Source organism: Gammaproteobacteria bacterium (assembly GCA_033720895.1).
Taxonomy (GTDB): Bacteria; Pseudomonadota; Gammaproteobacteria; order Natronospirales; family JAJUFS01; genus JAWWBS01.
The window spans coordinates 1-14,694 of the sequence record JAWWBS010000060.1 but is presented as its reverse complement, the minus strand read 5'-3'; the positions used below and the strand labels follow the sequence as shown (position 1 = coordinate 14,694).

Genomic DNA, 14,694 nt, shown 5'->3' with positions numbered 1-14,694 from the left:
TAAAGCGCACCGGACAGCACCGTGCCCAGCAAGCGCCCCGCTGCATTGGCCATGTAGTAGAAACCGACATCCAGCGACACGCCATCGCGCCGTGCCAGCGATACGACGAGATAGGAATGGAACGAGGAATTTAGAGCGAAGATGACGCCAAAGATCGCAAGGCCCGCCATCAATGCCGTGCCAGCCTCGATCGACGTGTGCAGCGACGCCGCGAGGCCGAACATGGCCACAGCCAGCGCGAAAGCCAGCAGCTCTGCCAACCCCCTGCTGGCGCCCTGCTCCCGCGCTTTGAGCAAGCCTGGTGTCAGCGACTGCACCAAACCGTAGCCGATAATCCACAGGGCCAGGAAGCCGCCGACACTGGCGAAACTCCAACCGAGCTCTGCCTGCAGGTAGACCGGCAAGGCAATCACGAACCAGGTATCGCGCGCCGCAAACAGGAACAGGCGCGCTGCCGACAGGATGTTGATTGCCGCGCTCTTGGAAAACACATGGCTGAACTTCGGGCGGTAGGTGCTTTTGCCCAGCTGGCCAGGCAGCAGGAAAAGCATCACCAGCAAGGTCGCGAATATTGCCGCCGCCATGAGCAGCACACTGCCGGCCAGCCCGAAGGCCGCCAACATGATACTGCCAAGGAAATACCCGAGGCCCTTCAAGGCGTTCTTCGAGCCGGTCAGTACCGCAATCCACTTAAACAATCCCGCCTGGTCGGAATCCGGCACCAGCAGCTTGACGGAACTCTTGGCGCTGGTCTTGCTCAGGTCCTTGGCAATGCCTGACAAGGCCTGGGAAACCATGACATAGGGCACCGTCAGCCAGGCCTCGGGCGCAGTCAGCATCAGCAGCGCGACAACCTGCAGCAACATACCCAGGTGCAGCGCTCGCGCAAGACCGATGCGCGCACCCAGCCAGCCACCGAAAAGATTGGTCACGATGCCGAAGAATTCATACAGCAGGAACAGCGATGCAACTTCCAGCGCCGAATAGCCACGCGTGTAGAAGTACAGCAGCACCAGCATGCGCAGCGCGCCGTCGGTGATCGTGAATGCCCAGTATGCGCCGGTGACCGCCGCGTACTGGCGCAACGTCGATGCTGCCGTCATGCCGTTCCCTGCCTCCTGCTCGATGCCGCTGCGATGATAGCCCGATGCGGGAAAATTTCCGAACGCCAGGCGCAGGAGGTCTAGACTTGCAAGAGGCTCGCGCTTCGAGGAGTGGCACCATGAAGAACATCATCAGCCTTGCGCTTCTCGCCGGCTTTGCCGCAACCGCCGCGGCCGGTGACATCGTCATTCGCAATGACAACGACTACCCGCTGGCCGGCAAGGTCGACTGGCAATGCAGCTACCCGGGCGACGATGCAGACCCCGAGACCCGCCTGCAGCATGCCGACTTCGCAACCGACCCGGGTGGCCGCTTCAGCGTCGAAGCCTGCCGGAGTCGCCCGCAGGCGGCGCCGCTGACCATCATCATCCGGGTCAGTTACGAGAACGGCTGGGGCAATCCCGCCGAGCACGGCCGGGAAATCATTTTCGATCCGGGCGAGGCCTTCGAGTCGACCGAGTTCGTGCTGCCGCGCCTCGACAAGCAGGTGGATGAGGAATAGCAGGCGCTCGCCCCGGTCGCGCCGCCCATCGCATCGGTGAATGATCTGCATCTTGCCTCGACCCGCGGGACAGGTAGCGGGCAGCACGCAAGGCTGTCACGTGACGGATTCGATGCCTACGCTGGCGGGCGATCTCGCGGCGGCCACTGTGATGCATCAATGCAGTCCCGGTAGGCATGCCAGCTGGCATGACCAATGACCGGCAGGATGACGACGAAGCCGACGAACAGGGTCAGCGTACCGAGCAACACGCCCGCGACAATCAATGCCGCCCAGAAGAACATCACCGGCTTGTTGCGCAATACCGCATTGACGCTGGTCAGCACGCAGGTGATGGCGTCGGCCTGCTTGTCGAGCAGCATCGGCAAGGACACGGCGCTCGCCAGGAACACGATCGCCGCAAACACCGCTCCCACCGATGTGCCCACACCAAGAAAAATCCACAGGTCACGAGCAGCCGTTGCACCCTCGGAGGGAAAGAACACGTGCACCATTGATGCCGCCCGCGCCCAGACCAGGAAGACGATGGTCAGCACCACCATGAAGACTGCCGCACTGCCGACTGTCGCCGCGACAGCCCGCACGCTGCGCCGGAAGCGCGGCGGTTCACCACGCTGCAGCTGGTCACTGAGGGAATAGACCGTGATCGCCAGCAAGGGACCGAGCAGGACGAAGCCGGACATCATGCCCAGCAGCAGACCGAGGTTGCCGAAATACCAGGCCAGTCCGCTGACCATCCAGCTGACGAGCACCATCGCAATGCCGAAAGCGGCACTGCGGCCCTCGCTGTTGCGGAAGTCCCGCCAGCCAAGCTGCAACCACGCGAGTGGCGCGCGCAGGTCGAGACGGCGGCACGGCGCCACGAACGGCAATGTATCGGTATCAGGATGCGTCATGTGGTCCCCGCCTGGCGTTCCGGTTCGAGCATGCCAGCGGTTGCGCCGGCAGCCAAGCCACCCTCAGCCGGCGACGCAATTCCTGCCCGCTTCCTTGGCCTCGTAAAGCCGGGCATCGGCACGCCGCAACCAGTCCGTCCAGAGCTCGTCTGCCTGGCGCATGGCAACCCCGATGCTGGTGGTCACGGTGTGCTGGTCCAGCAACTGCGCGTTGCTGACCGCCAGCCGCAGTTCCTCGGCAACGCTGCCGGCCTGCTGGGTGTTGGTGTCGTGCAGCAGGATCAGGAACTCCTCGCCACCGGTACGGTAGATGCGATCGCTGCTGCGCAAGCGCTGCTTCAGCAACGTCGCCGTGCCGACCAGCACCTTGTCGCCGGCGTCATGACCGAATCGATCGTTGATGCTCTTGAAGTGGTCGAGATCCAGCGCCAGCAAGGCCATCGGCACGCTGGTGCGCCGATGTTGCTCGATGGCCCGGGCCAGGTCGTCCTGCAACAGTGCGCGGTTGTACAGGCCAGTCAGTGAATCGGTCACTGCAATGTCATGCAGCTTCTTCTGCTGGCTGGCGATCACCCGCAGGAAGATGATGGCAAACAGGCTGGCCGCGAACAGCGTGGCCGCCACGCGCACGACCAGGCTTTCATCCAGCACCTGCCCTGCGGTCGGCACGGCCATGATGACCAGCAAGGCATTGGCAAACCAGGCATGGCGCTCCGGCAACATCATGTAGAACGAGAAAATCGCGGGATAGCACCACAGCACGCCAATGACGCCCTGTGTGCTGATGGAGAAGAAAAGATAGACCACCACGATCGGCACCAGGCCGAACAGCGTCAGGCGGACGGGAAACCTGCCGCGGCGAATGCTCCAGGCGTTGTAGCCGAGGATCGCGACGATGAACAAGGAGCCAAAACCGAGACCGATCCGGCCCTGCATGAAATTGTTCAGTGAAAACGGCAGCAGGATCAGCACGCCCAGCGCCGACAGCGCCATGGTTGCCGCCATGCGGAAATCCTTCTGCGCCAGCACGTTCTTGAGCCCCCGGTCCATGGAAACCGATTTTACCTAATATCGGCGGCAAGCGGGAACGACAACCTGCCCAGAATATGCTGATTCTTGTCCCTGTAAAAAAACCGGCCCGGGGATACCGGGCCGGTCCTGCCAGGGGCAAGGGTTCCAGATTGGGGATCAGTTGTCCTGCACCAGGACCGCTTCGATGCTTGCCACCTCGTTGGCGGCAATGGCCGTGTAGATACCGCCATCGACCAGCGTCGGCGTAACGTCGATCACTGTCGTGGTAGTGCCGGTCACATTGACCTGCACGTTCACATCACCGGCACCGACCGTGAGGTAGTCGGAGATCGCCTTGAACGGCACATCGGTCAGGACCTCCGTACCGTCAACCAGCACATCGACGTTGGGAGCATCCGGCGAGGCGTGCACCACGCGCAGCTTCGCTTCACCCGCAGCGGGCGGAGCGAGGTCATCGCTGCTGGCCAGCGGCTCGATGCTGGCCACGAAGTTAACGGCCGCTACCGTGATGGTCTCGGAGGCGGCGACCTCGACGTCCTGGTCAATGACCGTTGTCGTGGTGCCGGTCACGTTGACCTTGACGTTGCGCGTGCCGGCATCGACCACGAGGTAGTCGGAAACCGCCTTGAACGGCACGTTGGTCAGCACGACCGCATCATCCACCAGGATGTCGACGTTCGGCGCATCCGGGGAGAGATGCGCTGCGCGGATGGCACCGCGGCTGTCGGTCACGGTCGCAAAGGTGGAATCATCGACATACGCGCCAACCAGGATCGGGGCCACCGTCGGCTCCGGGTTTTCCAGCGCAACGGCGGTGAAGACATCACCCTCGCCCAGCGCGATCGGTTGCGAAACATACAGCGGATCCATCGAACCGGTCGCCGTCACCGTCACGGCATAGCTGCCGGCGGGAACACTGAGGAACTCGGTGTAATCCTTGAAGGAGACATTGGTCGCCAGCGGCGACAGGGTACCTCCCGGGGCGCTCGCGTAGATGTCCACGGCCGGCGCGCCGGGCGCTCCATGGACCAGTCGCAGCAGCCCGTTGCCCGTCGCAGCGCCCTCGTTGCTGTCGTCGAGCACCAGCACTTCGAGGCTGTCGAGGGTGTTGGCCGCGATGGCGGTGTAACGCGTTTCGGGGGCCAGCTCGACCGGGTCAAGGCTCAGCGCGGTGGTGCTGGTTCCGGCTGCATTGATGTCCAGCTTGAAGCCTTCCGAGGGCACGGGCAGGTAGCCGGTGCCGGCCAGGTAGGCAGCACCGCTGATCGCCGCATTGTCATCCACCAGCACGTCAACGGCCGGCGCATCCGGCGAGCCGTGCACGACGCGCAGTTCGGCAACCGGCGGCGCGAAATTCGGATCGTCACCGTCCAGGCAGCCACCCAGTGCCAGGGGCAGCGCCAGGGCACTGAAAAGCAGGGTCGTTCTCTTGAGCATGTCGAGCTCCTTTTGTGGCATGAATAACTAGGAGCCTTAAATCTATACAAAACCTGTACGCTTTCAAGATGCTTTTTGAAAAAATCAGACTTTTCTCACAAAAACAGGGTCTTATATGACATAAAGTACGAGTTCGTACAACTTTTATTGTGATTTTCTTGTACAACCTTTGAATTTCAGGCGAGAAAAAGGCCCCTCTCGGGGCCTTTTCAAGGTCCGCTTCGTGGTCAGGCAGCGGCCGGCCAGAGCCACATGAAGCAAAGCCCCGTCAGCAAGCCATAGACCAGCGCATCCACCAGGTCCTTGGCGATCGCCTTCCACGGCTGGCCCCACCAGATGGCATAGGGCACGACACCCAGGCCATAGGCCATGAAGGCCACCGTCCAGGTCACCCGCAGGATCGCCTGCCCATCCGCCCCGCCCAGTGTCAGCGAACCGACGTAGGCGACGAACACCGACACCACCAGGCAGTAAAGGACCCAGCTGCCCAGGCTCTTGCCCATGTTCGGCATGCCGGACTCGGCGACGAACACCACCGCCATCGGCCCTTCCTTGAACTTTTCCTGCACCTCGGGCTTCGCCATGTCGCTCATGTCCGAGCAATAGGGAATGGTGTAGATGCCGGGCTTCGCGCCCCGCATCGCCGCGCGCACGCCCTCTTCGTTCTCGAAGCCGTTGTAATCTGCCTGGTGCCAGAACTTCAGCAGCATGTGGAATGCACTGCTGGCGAAGAACACCGCTACCGCCGATACCAGGATCGGCAACCACATGGAAAAGACTCCGCTCATGATTTCCCCCTTGATGTGTTGTCCCGTTCCCAGCTTAGTCCATCTCCCGGGCAATGCGGCCTTCAGCAAGGCTTCAGCCTTTCTTCAGCCAGGCTTCAGGCGGTTTCGCGCCTGCTCGGGTCAACTGCGGCTTCCGATCAACAAGCACAGGAATGACCCATGCAACTTCATATCAAGCGCTGTTACATCCTGGCCGGGGTATTGCTCGGCAGCGTCACCGCCAACGCCACCGACCTGGCAAGCGACTCCTTGCCGACCACAACACCGGCAAGTGCCGGTTTCGACGCAACGGTACTCGCGGGCATCGACCAGGGAATGGCCGAAGGTGACTACCGGAAGCTGAGCAGCGTCCTGGTACTGCGCCACGGGCAGCTCGTTTTCGAGCGTTACTTCGAGGGCGCCGACGCGGCCACCCTGCACAACACCCGTTCGCTGACCAAGTCGGTCACTGCCATGCTGCTCGGTGCTGCCATCGATCGCGGCGCCATTGCCGACGTGAAAAGCCCGGTGTTCGACTTCTTTCCGGAGCGCCAGCCGGTCCAGCACGCCGATCCGCGCAAGACCGCGATCAGCTTCGAAGACCTGGTCACCATGAGCTCCTTGCTGGAATGCGACGACGACAACCAGTTCTCGCGCGGCAACGAGGAACGCATGTACCTGGTCGAGGACTGGATACAGTTCGGCATGGACCTGCCGATCAAGGGCTTTCCGGCCTGGATTCCGGCGCCGGGGCAATCGCCGCATGGCCGTGCCTTTTCCTACTGCACGGCAGGTTCGGTCATGATCGGTGCCGCCATCGAGCGGGCCACCGGTCAGCGCCTGGATCGCTTTGCTGACACCGCGCTGCACCAGCCCCTGGGTATCGACGAGGTCGAATGGCAATTCACCCCGACGGGCAATGCCATGGGGGGTGGTGGCCTGGCCTACCGCAGTCGCGACCTCGCCAGGCTCGGTGTGATGCTGGCCAATGGCGGGCGTTACGACAACAAGCAAGTGCTGCCGGCCAGCTGGGTCACGGCGATGCTGACGCCGAGCGCGGTGCCACGTCCGGGATTCGAATACGGTTACCTCATCTGGCGCGCGCCTTTCGAACACAAGGGCAAGCCGGTCATGGCCTGGGCGATGGCGGGCAATGGCGGGAACTACGTCTTCATCGTGCCGGAACTGGACCTGGTCGCTGTCATTACCTCGACGGCCTATGGTGAAAGCTACGGCCATCCGCAAAGCCACACGCTGTTCCAGCGCGACATCCTGAACGCCCTGCAATAGGGACGGCGCTCAGCCGGAGGGTACCGTCGGCCGATCGGCCGGCGGTACCAGTTCGCGTTGCTCCTTGACCGCCTGGCTGATGCGGTCGATCAGGGCAGCAAAGCCCGGCTGGCCGCGCATCTCGCTGAACAGCGGCGACACCTGCAACCAGGCACGATCACGAAAACCGGTTTCGACCGCGCGGTTCATTGCCGCCAGCGCTGCCACGGGATCACCGGCATGCTGGCGCAACAGGGCCAGCGATATCCATCCGGGCGGGGCATCGGCACTGCCTTCCAGTCGCCCGACCAGCGCCTCCGTCGACTCCATCGCACTCCCATGCAAGGTCGCCAGCACGCGCAGGTAATCATCATCCCGCATGGCCAGCGCGGCATCGAAGGCGCGCGCGGCCTCGGCATCGCTCCCCTCCAGCAAGGCCAGCTCGCCAGCCAGCACCTGCAGAGCCGGGTGTTGCGGTCGTTTCATTGCCGCCGCCAGCACCTGCCGCGCGTCGCTGAATCTTCCCTGGCGATAGAGGCTGGCAGGAAAGGCCGCATTGGAAAAGACATTGTCCGGATAGAGTGAAAAACTTTCGCCATACAGGGTTTCGGCAGCCGCCACGTATCCAAGCAGCTCGTAATTCCTCGCCAGTTGGAGATTGGTGAAAGTCTGGGCCGGGTCCTGCTCGCGAATTCTCAGGTTCAACGCGAGCGCCTCGGCCAGCCGACCGGTCTCTCCCATGAGGTAGGCCAGTGCAGACGCGGCGCCCGTGTTGGAAGGGTCCAGGGCAATGGCTCGCTGGTAGGCCGTGATCGCCGGGGCTATCCGACCCAGGCAGTCATTGGCATAGCCGAGCGCCTGCCAGGCCCGCGCCTCTTCGGGAAGTTCATCCAGCACGCTGCGCGCCAGCTCGCGTGCCCCTTCTGCCCAGGTTTCGTCAAAGCTGTAGCGGCAGACACGCGCGCTGTAGGTCGCGCTCAGCCCGATTCGCACCCGCGGATTCGTCGGGTCCCCGGCTAGCACCTCTTCGAACAGCGCAATGGCACGCTCGTTGTTCTCGCGCTGTCCGATGCCGGCGTAATACTCCGCCCGCTCAAGCCGGGGATCGACGCTTGCTTCGGTTGCTGCCTCGCCCGGCTCGTCGGCAAGCCAGGCGTGCTGCATCCACAGCCCGCCCGCCAGCAGCATGATCAACAGGGATATCCACATCGCTCTAGATGGCACGACGGGCTTCTCCCCCGGCGATGCTTCGGTCACGGGAGTCGTGACAGGCCGAGGTGCAAAGCCAAGCTGGTAACCGCGACCGCGAACCGATTTGATGTAACGCGGCTCCGCCGCCGAATCATCGAGCGCCTGGCGAAGCAGCTTGATGCGTTGCGTGACGGTTTCCTCGCCGACAACGCTGGGCGCCCAGACACCCTCGATCAGCTGGTCGAAGGTCAGGACGCGATCGCCATGCTGCAGCATGTATGCCAGCAGTCGAAAACTCAGGCCATTGACGGAGAGCGCCTCGCCCGCACGCGAAACTCGTTCACGATCGATATCGATCAATAGGTCATCAAGCCGAAACTGCATGCGGCTGCACCACGTCTGGAGAAGCGGGGAGTATAGCTTGCCGGCCACAACAAGGCCGCAGCCGGCACAAGAGGATCAGCGAGCCGCTGCCGGTTCCAGCAGCTTCCACTTCCAGACAAGGACGGTCAGGCCGATCACGACGGCAATCGCGAACACGCTGGCCTCGACACCGAAGTTGCCACCCGACAACCAGACCGGCGCATCGCCGAAACTCGGTTCGAGGATGCCGTCGACCTCGGTACCGCTGACGCCGAAACCCAGGACGTAGCCCTGGGCCCAGTTCCAGCCAAGGTGAATGCCGATCGGCAGGGCGAGGCTTCTTGTCTTGATGTAGGCCGCGCCCAGGAAGATGGCTGCCAGTGCGATCACGATGGTCGCTACCACAAAGGTCACCCCTTCCATGCCGGGATTGCCGAAATGTGCAACAGCAAAGAACAGCCCGAACAGCACTTGCGCCCCCCAGGGCCCAAGACCGTCGATCGCACGCTGGAAAATGAAACCGCGGAACAGCAGCTCCTCGCGCAGGGACACGATCAGGAAGAAATACAGGCCATACAGCATGGTCGTGACACTGGCCTCCGGATTCATGGCAAAACGGACGCCGGCGAACGCCATCACCAGCGTGGCCGTGACCAGGATCATCGCGATGCCCAGGCCGGTGCCGATGAAGAAATCGCGGGCCCAGCGCGAATTCATCACCAGGCCGACATCGCTCAATCGCTCCTTCCGCAAGCGCATGACGATCCAGGTCGCCAGCAGGATCAGGCCGATGCCGATCGCCAGGCCAAGATCCCTGGGCAGCACGTCCTCGCCCAGCAGGTTCATGCCGAAGCGATACGAGAATCCGATGACGAAGTACACGGCAATGAAGGCCAGCACCCACCAGCCGTTCCGCAACTTGCCGCTCGCATTGAAGAAAATCTTCTTGATGGTTTCCACGCCTGACTCCCCCTGGTAATTATCTGTTGCCTTGTCTGACCAGCGGACCGGCTGCAGGTTCCGGCGGACGCCGCAGCCATTTCACCGTCCCGGTGGTCGTGCCCCGCCTGAAAACTACCACATCAGCCTGCCAGTGCTTTTCTCTTTGCTGCAGGAATGCGATTCTTCGCTCTCATTCGAACCCCGGGAAAGCACGTGACCGACCGCGACGAAGAACTCGAGATGCAGAAGATGAACCGCGAGATTCGCGCCGAGCATCCGCGCTGGCCACGACACGAGGTCGTCAACGTCATCACCCATTTCCTCGGGTTCCTGCTGGCGGTGGGCAGCGTGCCCGTGCTGATCACCCTGGCGGCGATGAACGGCAATGTCGTTCACGTGACCACCATGAGCGTGTATTCGGCCTCATTGATTCTTCTCTACCTGGTGTCCACGCTCTACCATGCCGCGCCGCCGGGGCGGGTGAAGGAGGTGCTGCAGGCCGTCGACCACATGGCCATCTATCTCTTGATCGCGGGCACCTACACGCCCTTCCTGCTGATCAGCATGGCCGACAACTGGGGCTGGCCGCTGTTCTTCGTGCTGTGGTCACTTGCTGCGATCGGCATCGGATTGAAAGTGTTCTTCACCGATCGCTTCGACCTCGTTTCGACGCTGGCCTACATTGCCATGGGCTGGGCGGGCCTTGCCGCGATCATCCCGATGTACGAATCCCTGCCCTTCGTGTCCTTCGTGCTGGTGCTGTCTGGCGGGCTGGCCTACACGCTCGGCGTGGTGTTCTATCTCTGGGAAGAGCTGCCGCACCACCATGGCATCTGGCACCTGTTCTGCATCGGCGGCAGCGTCTGCCATTTCATCGGCGTGTTCTGGCTGATTCCATAAAGGCAGCGCGCCCCGCGGCAATCCCCTAGACTGACCTGAATGGACCAGGGAAGGGGGATCCCGCCATGACTGCCACCATGCAGCCCGTTTCGCAGGCTGAACGCCATCACGAGCTGGATGCCCTGCGCGGCTTCCTGCTGTTTTTCATCTTCGCGGTGAACCTGCCCGGCATGACGCTGTGGTGGGCAAACAGCGAGGCCCAGAAGGCCGCCATCCTCGCCATGAACGGCAACGCCTGGCTTTACGAGCTGCTCGAAGTGCTGGTGCGGGGCAAGTTCTATTCCCTCTTCTCCTTGCTGTTCGGCATCGGCTTCGCCGTCATCCTGTCGCGCATCGAGGCGCGCGGCCTGGACTCGCTGGCGGTGTACCGACGACGCATGTATGCCTTGCTCGGCATCGGTCTTCTCCACATGCTCTGGTGGTCCGGCGACATCCTGACGCCTTATGCCCTCTGCGGTCTCGCGCTGTTGCTGTTTCGCAATGTTCGCGACCGGACGCTGTTGTGGCTGGCCGCCGGCTGCATCCTGTTTCCCGTCCTCCAGTACTGGGCCGGCTGGGCCAGCGACGAGAAGCTCAATGTCGCCGGGCCGCTGTACACCTTCCTCGAGAGCGAACGGGTCATGAGCTTCATTCATCCCGAGGGCCCGATGGCGGCGATACAGCGAGGCGGCGTGGGCGACCTGCTCGCCTTCAGCCTGATCGGCTTCGGTTACCGCTGGGCCGACCTGCTCTGGGAAGGTCGCTTTTTCAAGATCTTCGGCATGTTCCTGATCGGCCTCTGGGCAGGCAGGCAGATCGTGGCCGGCAGCTTGCTTTCCGACACCCGCCTGCTGAAGCGCATTTTCCTGGTCGGCCTGCTGGTCGGCTTGCCACTGAACATCTATCGCTTCTATCTCACGGGTGACGCGCCGGACTGGCCCATGGGCCCGGAAGGCTTCAAGCAGTTCATCGGTTATGCGCTGGGCGTGGTGCCGCTGGCGCTCGCCTACGCCGCCGGCATCGTGTTGCTCTGGAAGACACGGATCGGCCAGCGCCTGCTGACACCCTTCGTGCCATTGGGTCGGATGGCGCTGACCAATTACCTGATGCAATCGCTGATCGGTGTCGGCCTGTTTCATTTCGTGTTGCCGGAAAAACTCGGCAGCCTCGGCCCGATCGACTGGATCGGCTTTGCCGCCTTCGTCATTGCCTTGCAGATGATGTTCAGTCGCTGGTGGCTGGCGCGGCATCGCTTCGGCCCGCTGGAGAAACTCTGGCGCACGGCCACCTATGGAAGAGAGGCCGTGAAGACATGATTCTCAGGAAGCTGCGCCTCGCGCTGGAAAGCCAGCGGCACGAGCGAGCTTCACTTACGGGCTCCGGATTTCCTCCAGCACCACATCCATCGCCTTCTCTGCCGGGACAGGAATGTCCGGGTGTACGCCAACACCTTCCCAGTTCGCCCCGGTCACCGGATTGACCGCGCGACCGGTCGGAATGAAGGCAACATAGCCCTCAGCCAGCGGGAAGCCGCCACCCGGGTTTGCACCGCCCCCCGTGACCTCGCCGACAATCGTGCCGCGCCCCAGGTGCTTGAGGTTGTAGGAAAACTCCTCGCCGCCCGAGAAGGTGTAATCGCTGGTCAGCACGTAGACCGGCAGGTCAGGGTTGCGCAGGCCATCGCGCACCGGCTCGGCGAAGAAGCTCTCGGTAATATACCGGCTGGTGCCGGGTTCGCGGAATTCCAGGTCATTGAGATGCACGCGCTCGGTAAACAGATAACCCTGCACCGCAGCGACCATGGCAGGATCGCCGCCGCCATTGCGGCGCAGGTCGAAGACCAGGGCGCGCGCATCTTTCACGATGTCCATTACCTCACGCAAGCGCTCACCGGCCAGCTCCGGGGAATGGAAGCCGGTGATCTCGATGAGGCCGATGCCGTCCGGCAACATCTCGGCGCGCGGAAAGCCGAACTGCACTTCGCGCAAGCGCTGCATGCGGTGGGCACGCTGCGCCTCAGTTTCCATCTCGGGTGGCGGTGCCAGCATGCCGTCCTTCGAGTAATCGATCGCCAGGTGCTTGTCGTTGCTGATCGCCCGCAGCTCGCGTGTCAGCGCCTCAGCCAGGTCCAGGCCTTCCAGTTGGGCATACCGACCAGCGGCCTGCTGATCACGCAGGGTTTTGGCCATCTCGCTCCCGAGCTCCATGAAGACATAGTTTTCTTCCAGCACATTGGCTAGGGAATCGAGCAGCGCATCATTATCGCTTGCCGCCAGCGCGGGCAAGGTCGAAGTGAAGAACAACAGGATCGTTATCAGTGCGCGCATGAAAGGTCTGCTCCGTTTCGGGTTCTGGTATTGTCGGTAGAAATCATGCAATTAATATCGTGCAATACAATCAGGATGCGCCGGCGGCCGAAAAGGTCGCGCTTGTTGGCAAAAAAACAAGAACTCGGAGTGCCCGATGCCGTTCCAGCCCGACCACAAGCAACTCGCCTCGCAGGATGCCGCCACCGCGCACGCCCTGCCCGCACGCTTCTACACGCATCCGGAATCACTCGCTGCTGAACAGGAAGTCGTGTTTGCACGCAGCTGGCAACTGGTCGGTCGCGCGGATCAATTGCTCGAACCCGGTGATCACATCGTGGACGAGATTGGCGGGGTTCCGATTCTTGTTACCCGTGATGGCGAGAACAGGCTGCGCGGCTTTCACAATGTCTGCCGGCATCGCGCCGGGCCGCTGGCCACTTGTGCGGGTCGCGGTGCCAGGAATTTCATCTGCCGCTACCACGGCTGGACCTATGGCCTTGACGGCCAGCTCAAGGGCGCGCCGGAAATGAAGGATGCGGCGGACTTCGATCCAGCCGGCATTCGCCTGCCGGAGATCAAGGTCGAATCCTGGCAAGGACTCGTTCTTGCCGCAGTGGGTGACGTACCGCCGCTGGCCGAGGTGCTTGCCGGCCTCGATGAGCGCATGGGCGAACGAAAACTCGACGAGCTGGTGTTCGCGAAGCGCGTCAGCTACGACATCGCCTGCAACTGGAAGGTCTATGTCGACAATTTCCTCGAGGGTTACCACCTGCCCATCGTGCACCCGGGACTTAACAAGCTGCTGGATTACCGCAGCTACCGGACCGAGCTGGGCGATTGGCACTCGCTGCAATGGAGCCCGCTGGAACGCGACGACACGGCGAACAATTTCTACGGCCAGGGCGACGCGCTCTACTACTTCATCTACCCCAACACCATGCTGAACATCCTGCCCGGTCGCCTGCAGACCAATCGCGTCATCCCGACCGGGCTTGACACCTGTCGCGTCGAGTTCGATTTCTATTACGCAAAGGAAGACACCAAACGAGCGGAACAGGATCTCGAGTTCAGCGACGAGATCCAGCAGGAAGACATCGACATCTGCGAAGCCGTGCAGCGTGGCCTCGCATCAGGCTCCTACGAAGCCGGTCGCCTGAACCCGAAGCGCGAAACCGGCGTCTGGCATTTCCATGAACTGGTCCGGCGGGCCTACCGCGAGGCCTGACTCGTCAATCCCGGGTCAGCTGCGGCCTGTTCACCAGCGACACCAGCACGAAACTCAGCATCATCAGGAGGAACCAGGCAATCAGCTTGCTGAACGGCACCATGTGCCATTCGGCCGATTGGGTCGGGTAGATCCAGACGCGGGTGTAGGTCGCGATGTTCTCGGCAATCCAGATGAACAGCGACACCAGGAAGAAACCCAGCAGCAAGGGCATGCGCCGGTACTCGACATCCACCTTGAAGTGAATCCAGACATCCTTGTAGATCCAGAAACTCGCCGCCAGCAGCAGCCAGCGAATGTCCGGCAGGAAGTGGTGCGTGAAGAAGTTGATGTAGATCAGCGTGACCAGCAGGACCGGCTGCCAGGTCGGCGGATAGGTCGAGTAACGGAACTCGAAACCGCGCCAGGCCCGCGCAATGTAGCTGCCCACGGCGCTGTACATGAAGCCCGCGAACAACGGCACGGAAAGAATCCCGATCTCGAACTGCCCGGGATAGGACCAGGAACCGATTGCCGGGTGCGTCTTGAAGATTTCCATCGCCGTGGCAACAACATGGAAGATCAGGATCACCAGCGCCTCGCGCCAGGTCTCGAGCTTGAACGCCAGCAACAAGACCTGGATTAGCACGGCGGCAATGAACAGGAAGTCGTAGCGATAGATATCCTCGAAGGGATACCAGAACTGGGTGATGATCATCACGCCCAGCAGCGCACCACCGAAAATGCAGGCCCAGGCCTGCTTCAGGCCGAAAATCCAGAATTCGCGGATGAAGGTTCG

Annotated in this window: 14 protein-coding genes; 5 read left to right on the top strand and 9 right to left on the bottom strand. The window is 62.2% G+C overall.

Going from position 1 to position 14,694, the window contains the following annotated elements; genetic code table 11:
* On the bottom strand, window positions 1–1,103 hold a 1,103-nt coding region (gene arsJ / locus R3217_08875), incomplete at its 3' end, for an organoarsenical effux MFS transporter ArsJ (protein ID MDX1455553.1).
* A 119-nt stretch (window positions 1,104–1,222) separates the two neighbouring features.
* On the opposite strand from arsJ, the gene R3217_08870 reads away from it, so the two are divergent.
* The gene (locus tag R3217_08870; GenBank protein MDX1455552.1) at window positions 1,223–1,606 is read left to right on the top strand and encodes a hypothetical protein; all 384 of its coding nucleotides are present in this window, start codon (window positions 1,223–1,225) and stop codon (window positions 1,604–1,606) included.
* A 116-nt stretch (window positions 1,607–1,722) separates the two neighbouring features.
* On the opposite strand, the gene R3217_08865 is transcribed toward R3217_08870, so the two are convergent.
* From R3217_08865 to R3217_08850, 4 genes are all read right to left on the bottom strand, one after another.
* The gene (locus R3217_08865; GenBank protein ID MDX1455551.1) at window positions 1,723–2,502 is read right to left on the bottom strand and encodes a DUF2189 domain-containing protein; all 780 of its coding nucleotides are present in this window, start codon (window positions 2,500–2,502) and stop codon (window positions 1,723–1,725) included.
* A 63-nt stretch (window positions 2,503–2,565) separates the two neighbouring features.
* On the bottom strand, window positions 2,566–3,552 hold the full coding sequence (locus R3217_08860; GenBank protein MDX1455550.1) for a GGDEF domain-containing protein: 987 nt from the start codon (window positions 3,550–3,552) through the stop codon (window positions 2,566–2,568).
* Between the two features lie 138 nt (window positions 3,553–3,690).
* Window positions 3,691–4,971, bottom strand: a complete 1,281-nt coding sequence (locus tag R3217_08855) for a DUF4397 domain-containing protein (protein ID MDX1455549.1) — start codon at window positions 4,969–4,971, stop codon at window positions 3,691–3,693.
* Between the two features lie 227 nt (window positions 4,972–5,198).
* Window positions 5,199–5,759: a hypothetical protein gene (locus R3217_08850; GenBank protein MDX1455548.1), complete on the bottom strand. Its 561-nt coding sequence runs from the start codon at window positions 5,757–5,759 to the stop codon at window positions 5,199–5,201.
* 159 nt (window positions 5,760–5,918) lie between these two features.
* Here R3217_08850 and R3217_08845 point away from each other — a divergent pair, with 159 nt between their 5' ends.
* Complete coding sequence (locus tag R3217_08845) at window positions 5,919–7,028, top strand: serine hydrolase (GenBank protein ID MDX1455547.1); 1,110 nt, start codon at window positions 5,919–5,921, stop codon at window positions 7,026–7,028.
* 9 nt (window positions 7,029–7,037) lie between these two features.
* Here R3217_08845 and R3217_08840 read toward each other — a convergent pair whose 3' ends face one another.
* Both R3217_08840 and R3217_08835 read right to left on the bottom strand, forming a co-directional pair.
* On the bottom strand, window positions 7,038–8,582 hold the full coding sequence (locus R3217_08840; protein ID MDX1455546.1) for a winged helix-turn-helix domain-containing protein: 1,545 nt from the start codon (window positions 8,580–8,582) through the stop codon (window positions 7,038–7,040).
* Between the two features lie 75 nt (window positions 8,583–8,657).
* Window positions 8,658–9,521: a type II CAAX endopeptidase family protein gene (locus tag R3217_08835; GenBank protein MDX1455545.1), complete on the bottom strand. Its 864-nt coding sequence runs from the start codon at window positions 9,519–9,521 to the stop codon at window positions 8,658–8,660.
* A 195-nt stretch (window positions 9,522–9,716) separates the two neighbouring features.
* Between R3217_08835 and R3217_08830 the strand changes: the two genes are divergently transcribed.
* Together R3217_08830 and R3217_08825 are read left to right on the top strand one after the other, a co-directional pair.
* The gene (locus R3217_08830; protein MDX1455544.1) at window positions 9,717–10,403 is read left to right on the top strand and encodes a hemolysin III family protein; all 687 of its coding nucleotides are present in this window, start codon (window positions 9,717–9,719) and stop codon (window positions 10,401–10,403) included.
* Window positions 10,404–10,468: 65 nt separating this feature from the next.
* Window positions 10,469–11,698: a DUF418 domain-containing protein gene (locus R3217_08825; protein MDX1455543.1), complete on the top strand. Its 1,230-nt coding sequence runs from the start codon at window positions 10,469–10,471 to the stop codon at window positions 11,696–11,698.
* Between the two features lie 54 nt (window positions 11,699–11,752).
* Here R3217_08825 and R3217_08820 read toward each other — a convergent pair whose 3' ends face one another.
* Entirely contained in the window at window positions 11,753–12,709 is a 957-nt protein-coding gene (locus R3217_08820; GenBank protein ID MDX1455542.1) for a S41 family peptidase, read from the bottom strand.
* Between the two features lie 136 nt (window positions 12,710–12,845).
* Between R3217_08820 and R3217_08815 the strand changes: the two genes are divergently transcribed.
* On the top strand, window positions 12,846–13,916 hold the full coding sequence (locus R3217_08815) for an SRPBCC family protein (GenBank protein ID MDX1455541.1): 1,071 nt from the start codon (window positions 12,846–12,848) through the stop codon (window positions 13,914–13,916).
* Between the two features lie 4 nt (window positions 13,917–13,920).
* Here R3217_08815 and R3217_08810 read toward each other — a convergent pair.
* Window positions 13,921–14,694, bottom strand: a 774-nt coding sequence (locus R3217_08810) for a DUF817 domain-containing protein (protein ID MDX1455540.1), incomplete at its 5' end; no start/stop codon positions are given.

Coding starts and splice junctions, on each gene's coding strand:
- R3217_08870 (MDX1455552.1), top strand. CDS start 1,223: ATGAAGAACATCATCAGCCTTGCGCTTCTCGCCGGCTTTGCCGCAACC.
- R3217_08865 (MDX1455551.1), bottom strand. CDS start 2,502: ATGACGCATCCTGATACCGATACATTGCCGTTCGTGGCGCCGTGCCGC.
- R3217_08860 (MDX1455550.1), bottom strand. CDS start 3,552: ATGGACCGGGGGCTCAAGAACGTGCTGGCGCAGAAGGATTTCCGCATG.
- R3217_08855 (MDX1455549.1), bottom strand. CDS start 4,971: ATGCTCAAGAGAACGACCCTGCTTTTCAGTGCCCTGGCGCTGCCCCTG.
- R3217_08850 (MDX1455548.1), bottom strand. CDS start 5,759: ATGAGCGGAGTCTTTTCCATGTGGTTGCCGATCCTGGTATCGGCGGTA.
- R3217_08845 (MDX1455547.1), top strand. CDS start 5,919: ATGCAACTTCATATCAAGCGCTGTTACATCCTGGCCGGGGTATTGCTC.
- R3217_08840 (MDX1455546.1), bottom strand. CDS start 8,582: ATGCAGTTTCGGCTTGATGACCTATTGATCGATATCGATCGTGAACGA.
- R3217_08825 (MDX1455543.1), top strand. CDS start 10,469: ATGACTGCCACCATGCAGCCCGTTTCGCAGGCTGAACGCCATCACGAG.
- R3217_08820 (MDX1455542.1), bottom strand. CDS start 12,709: ATGCGCGCACTGATAACGATCCTGTTGTTCTTCACTTCGACCTTGCCC.
- R3217_08815 (MDX1455541.1), top strand. CDS start 12,846: ATGCCGTTCCAGCCCGACCACAAGCAACTCGCCTCGCAGGATGCCGCC.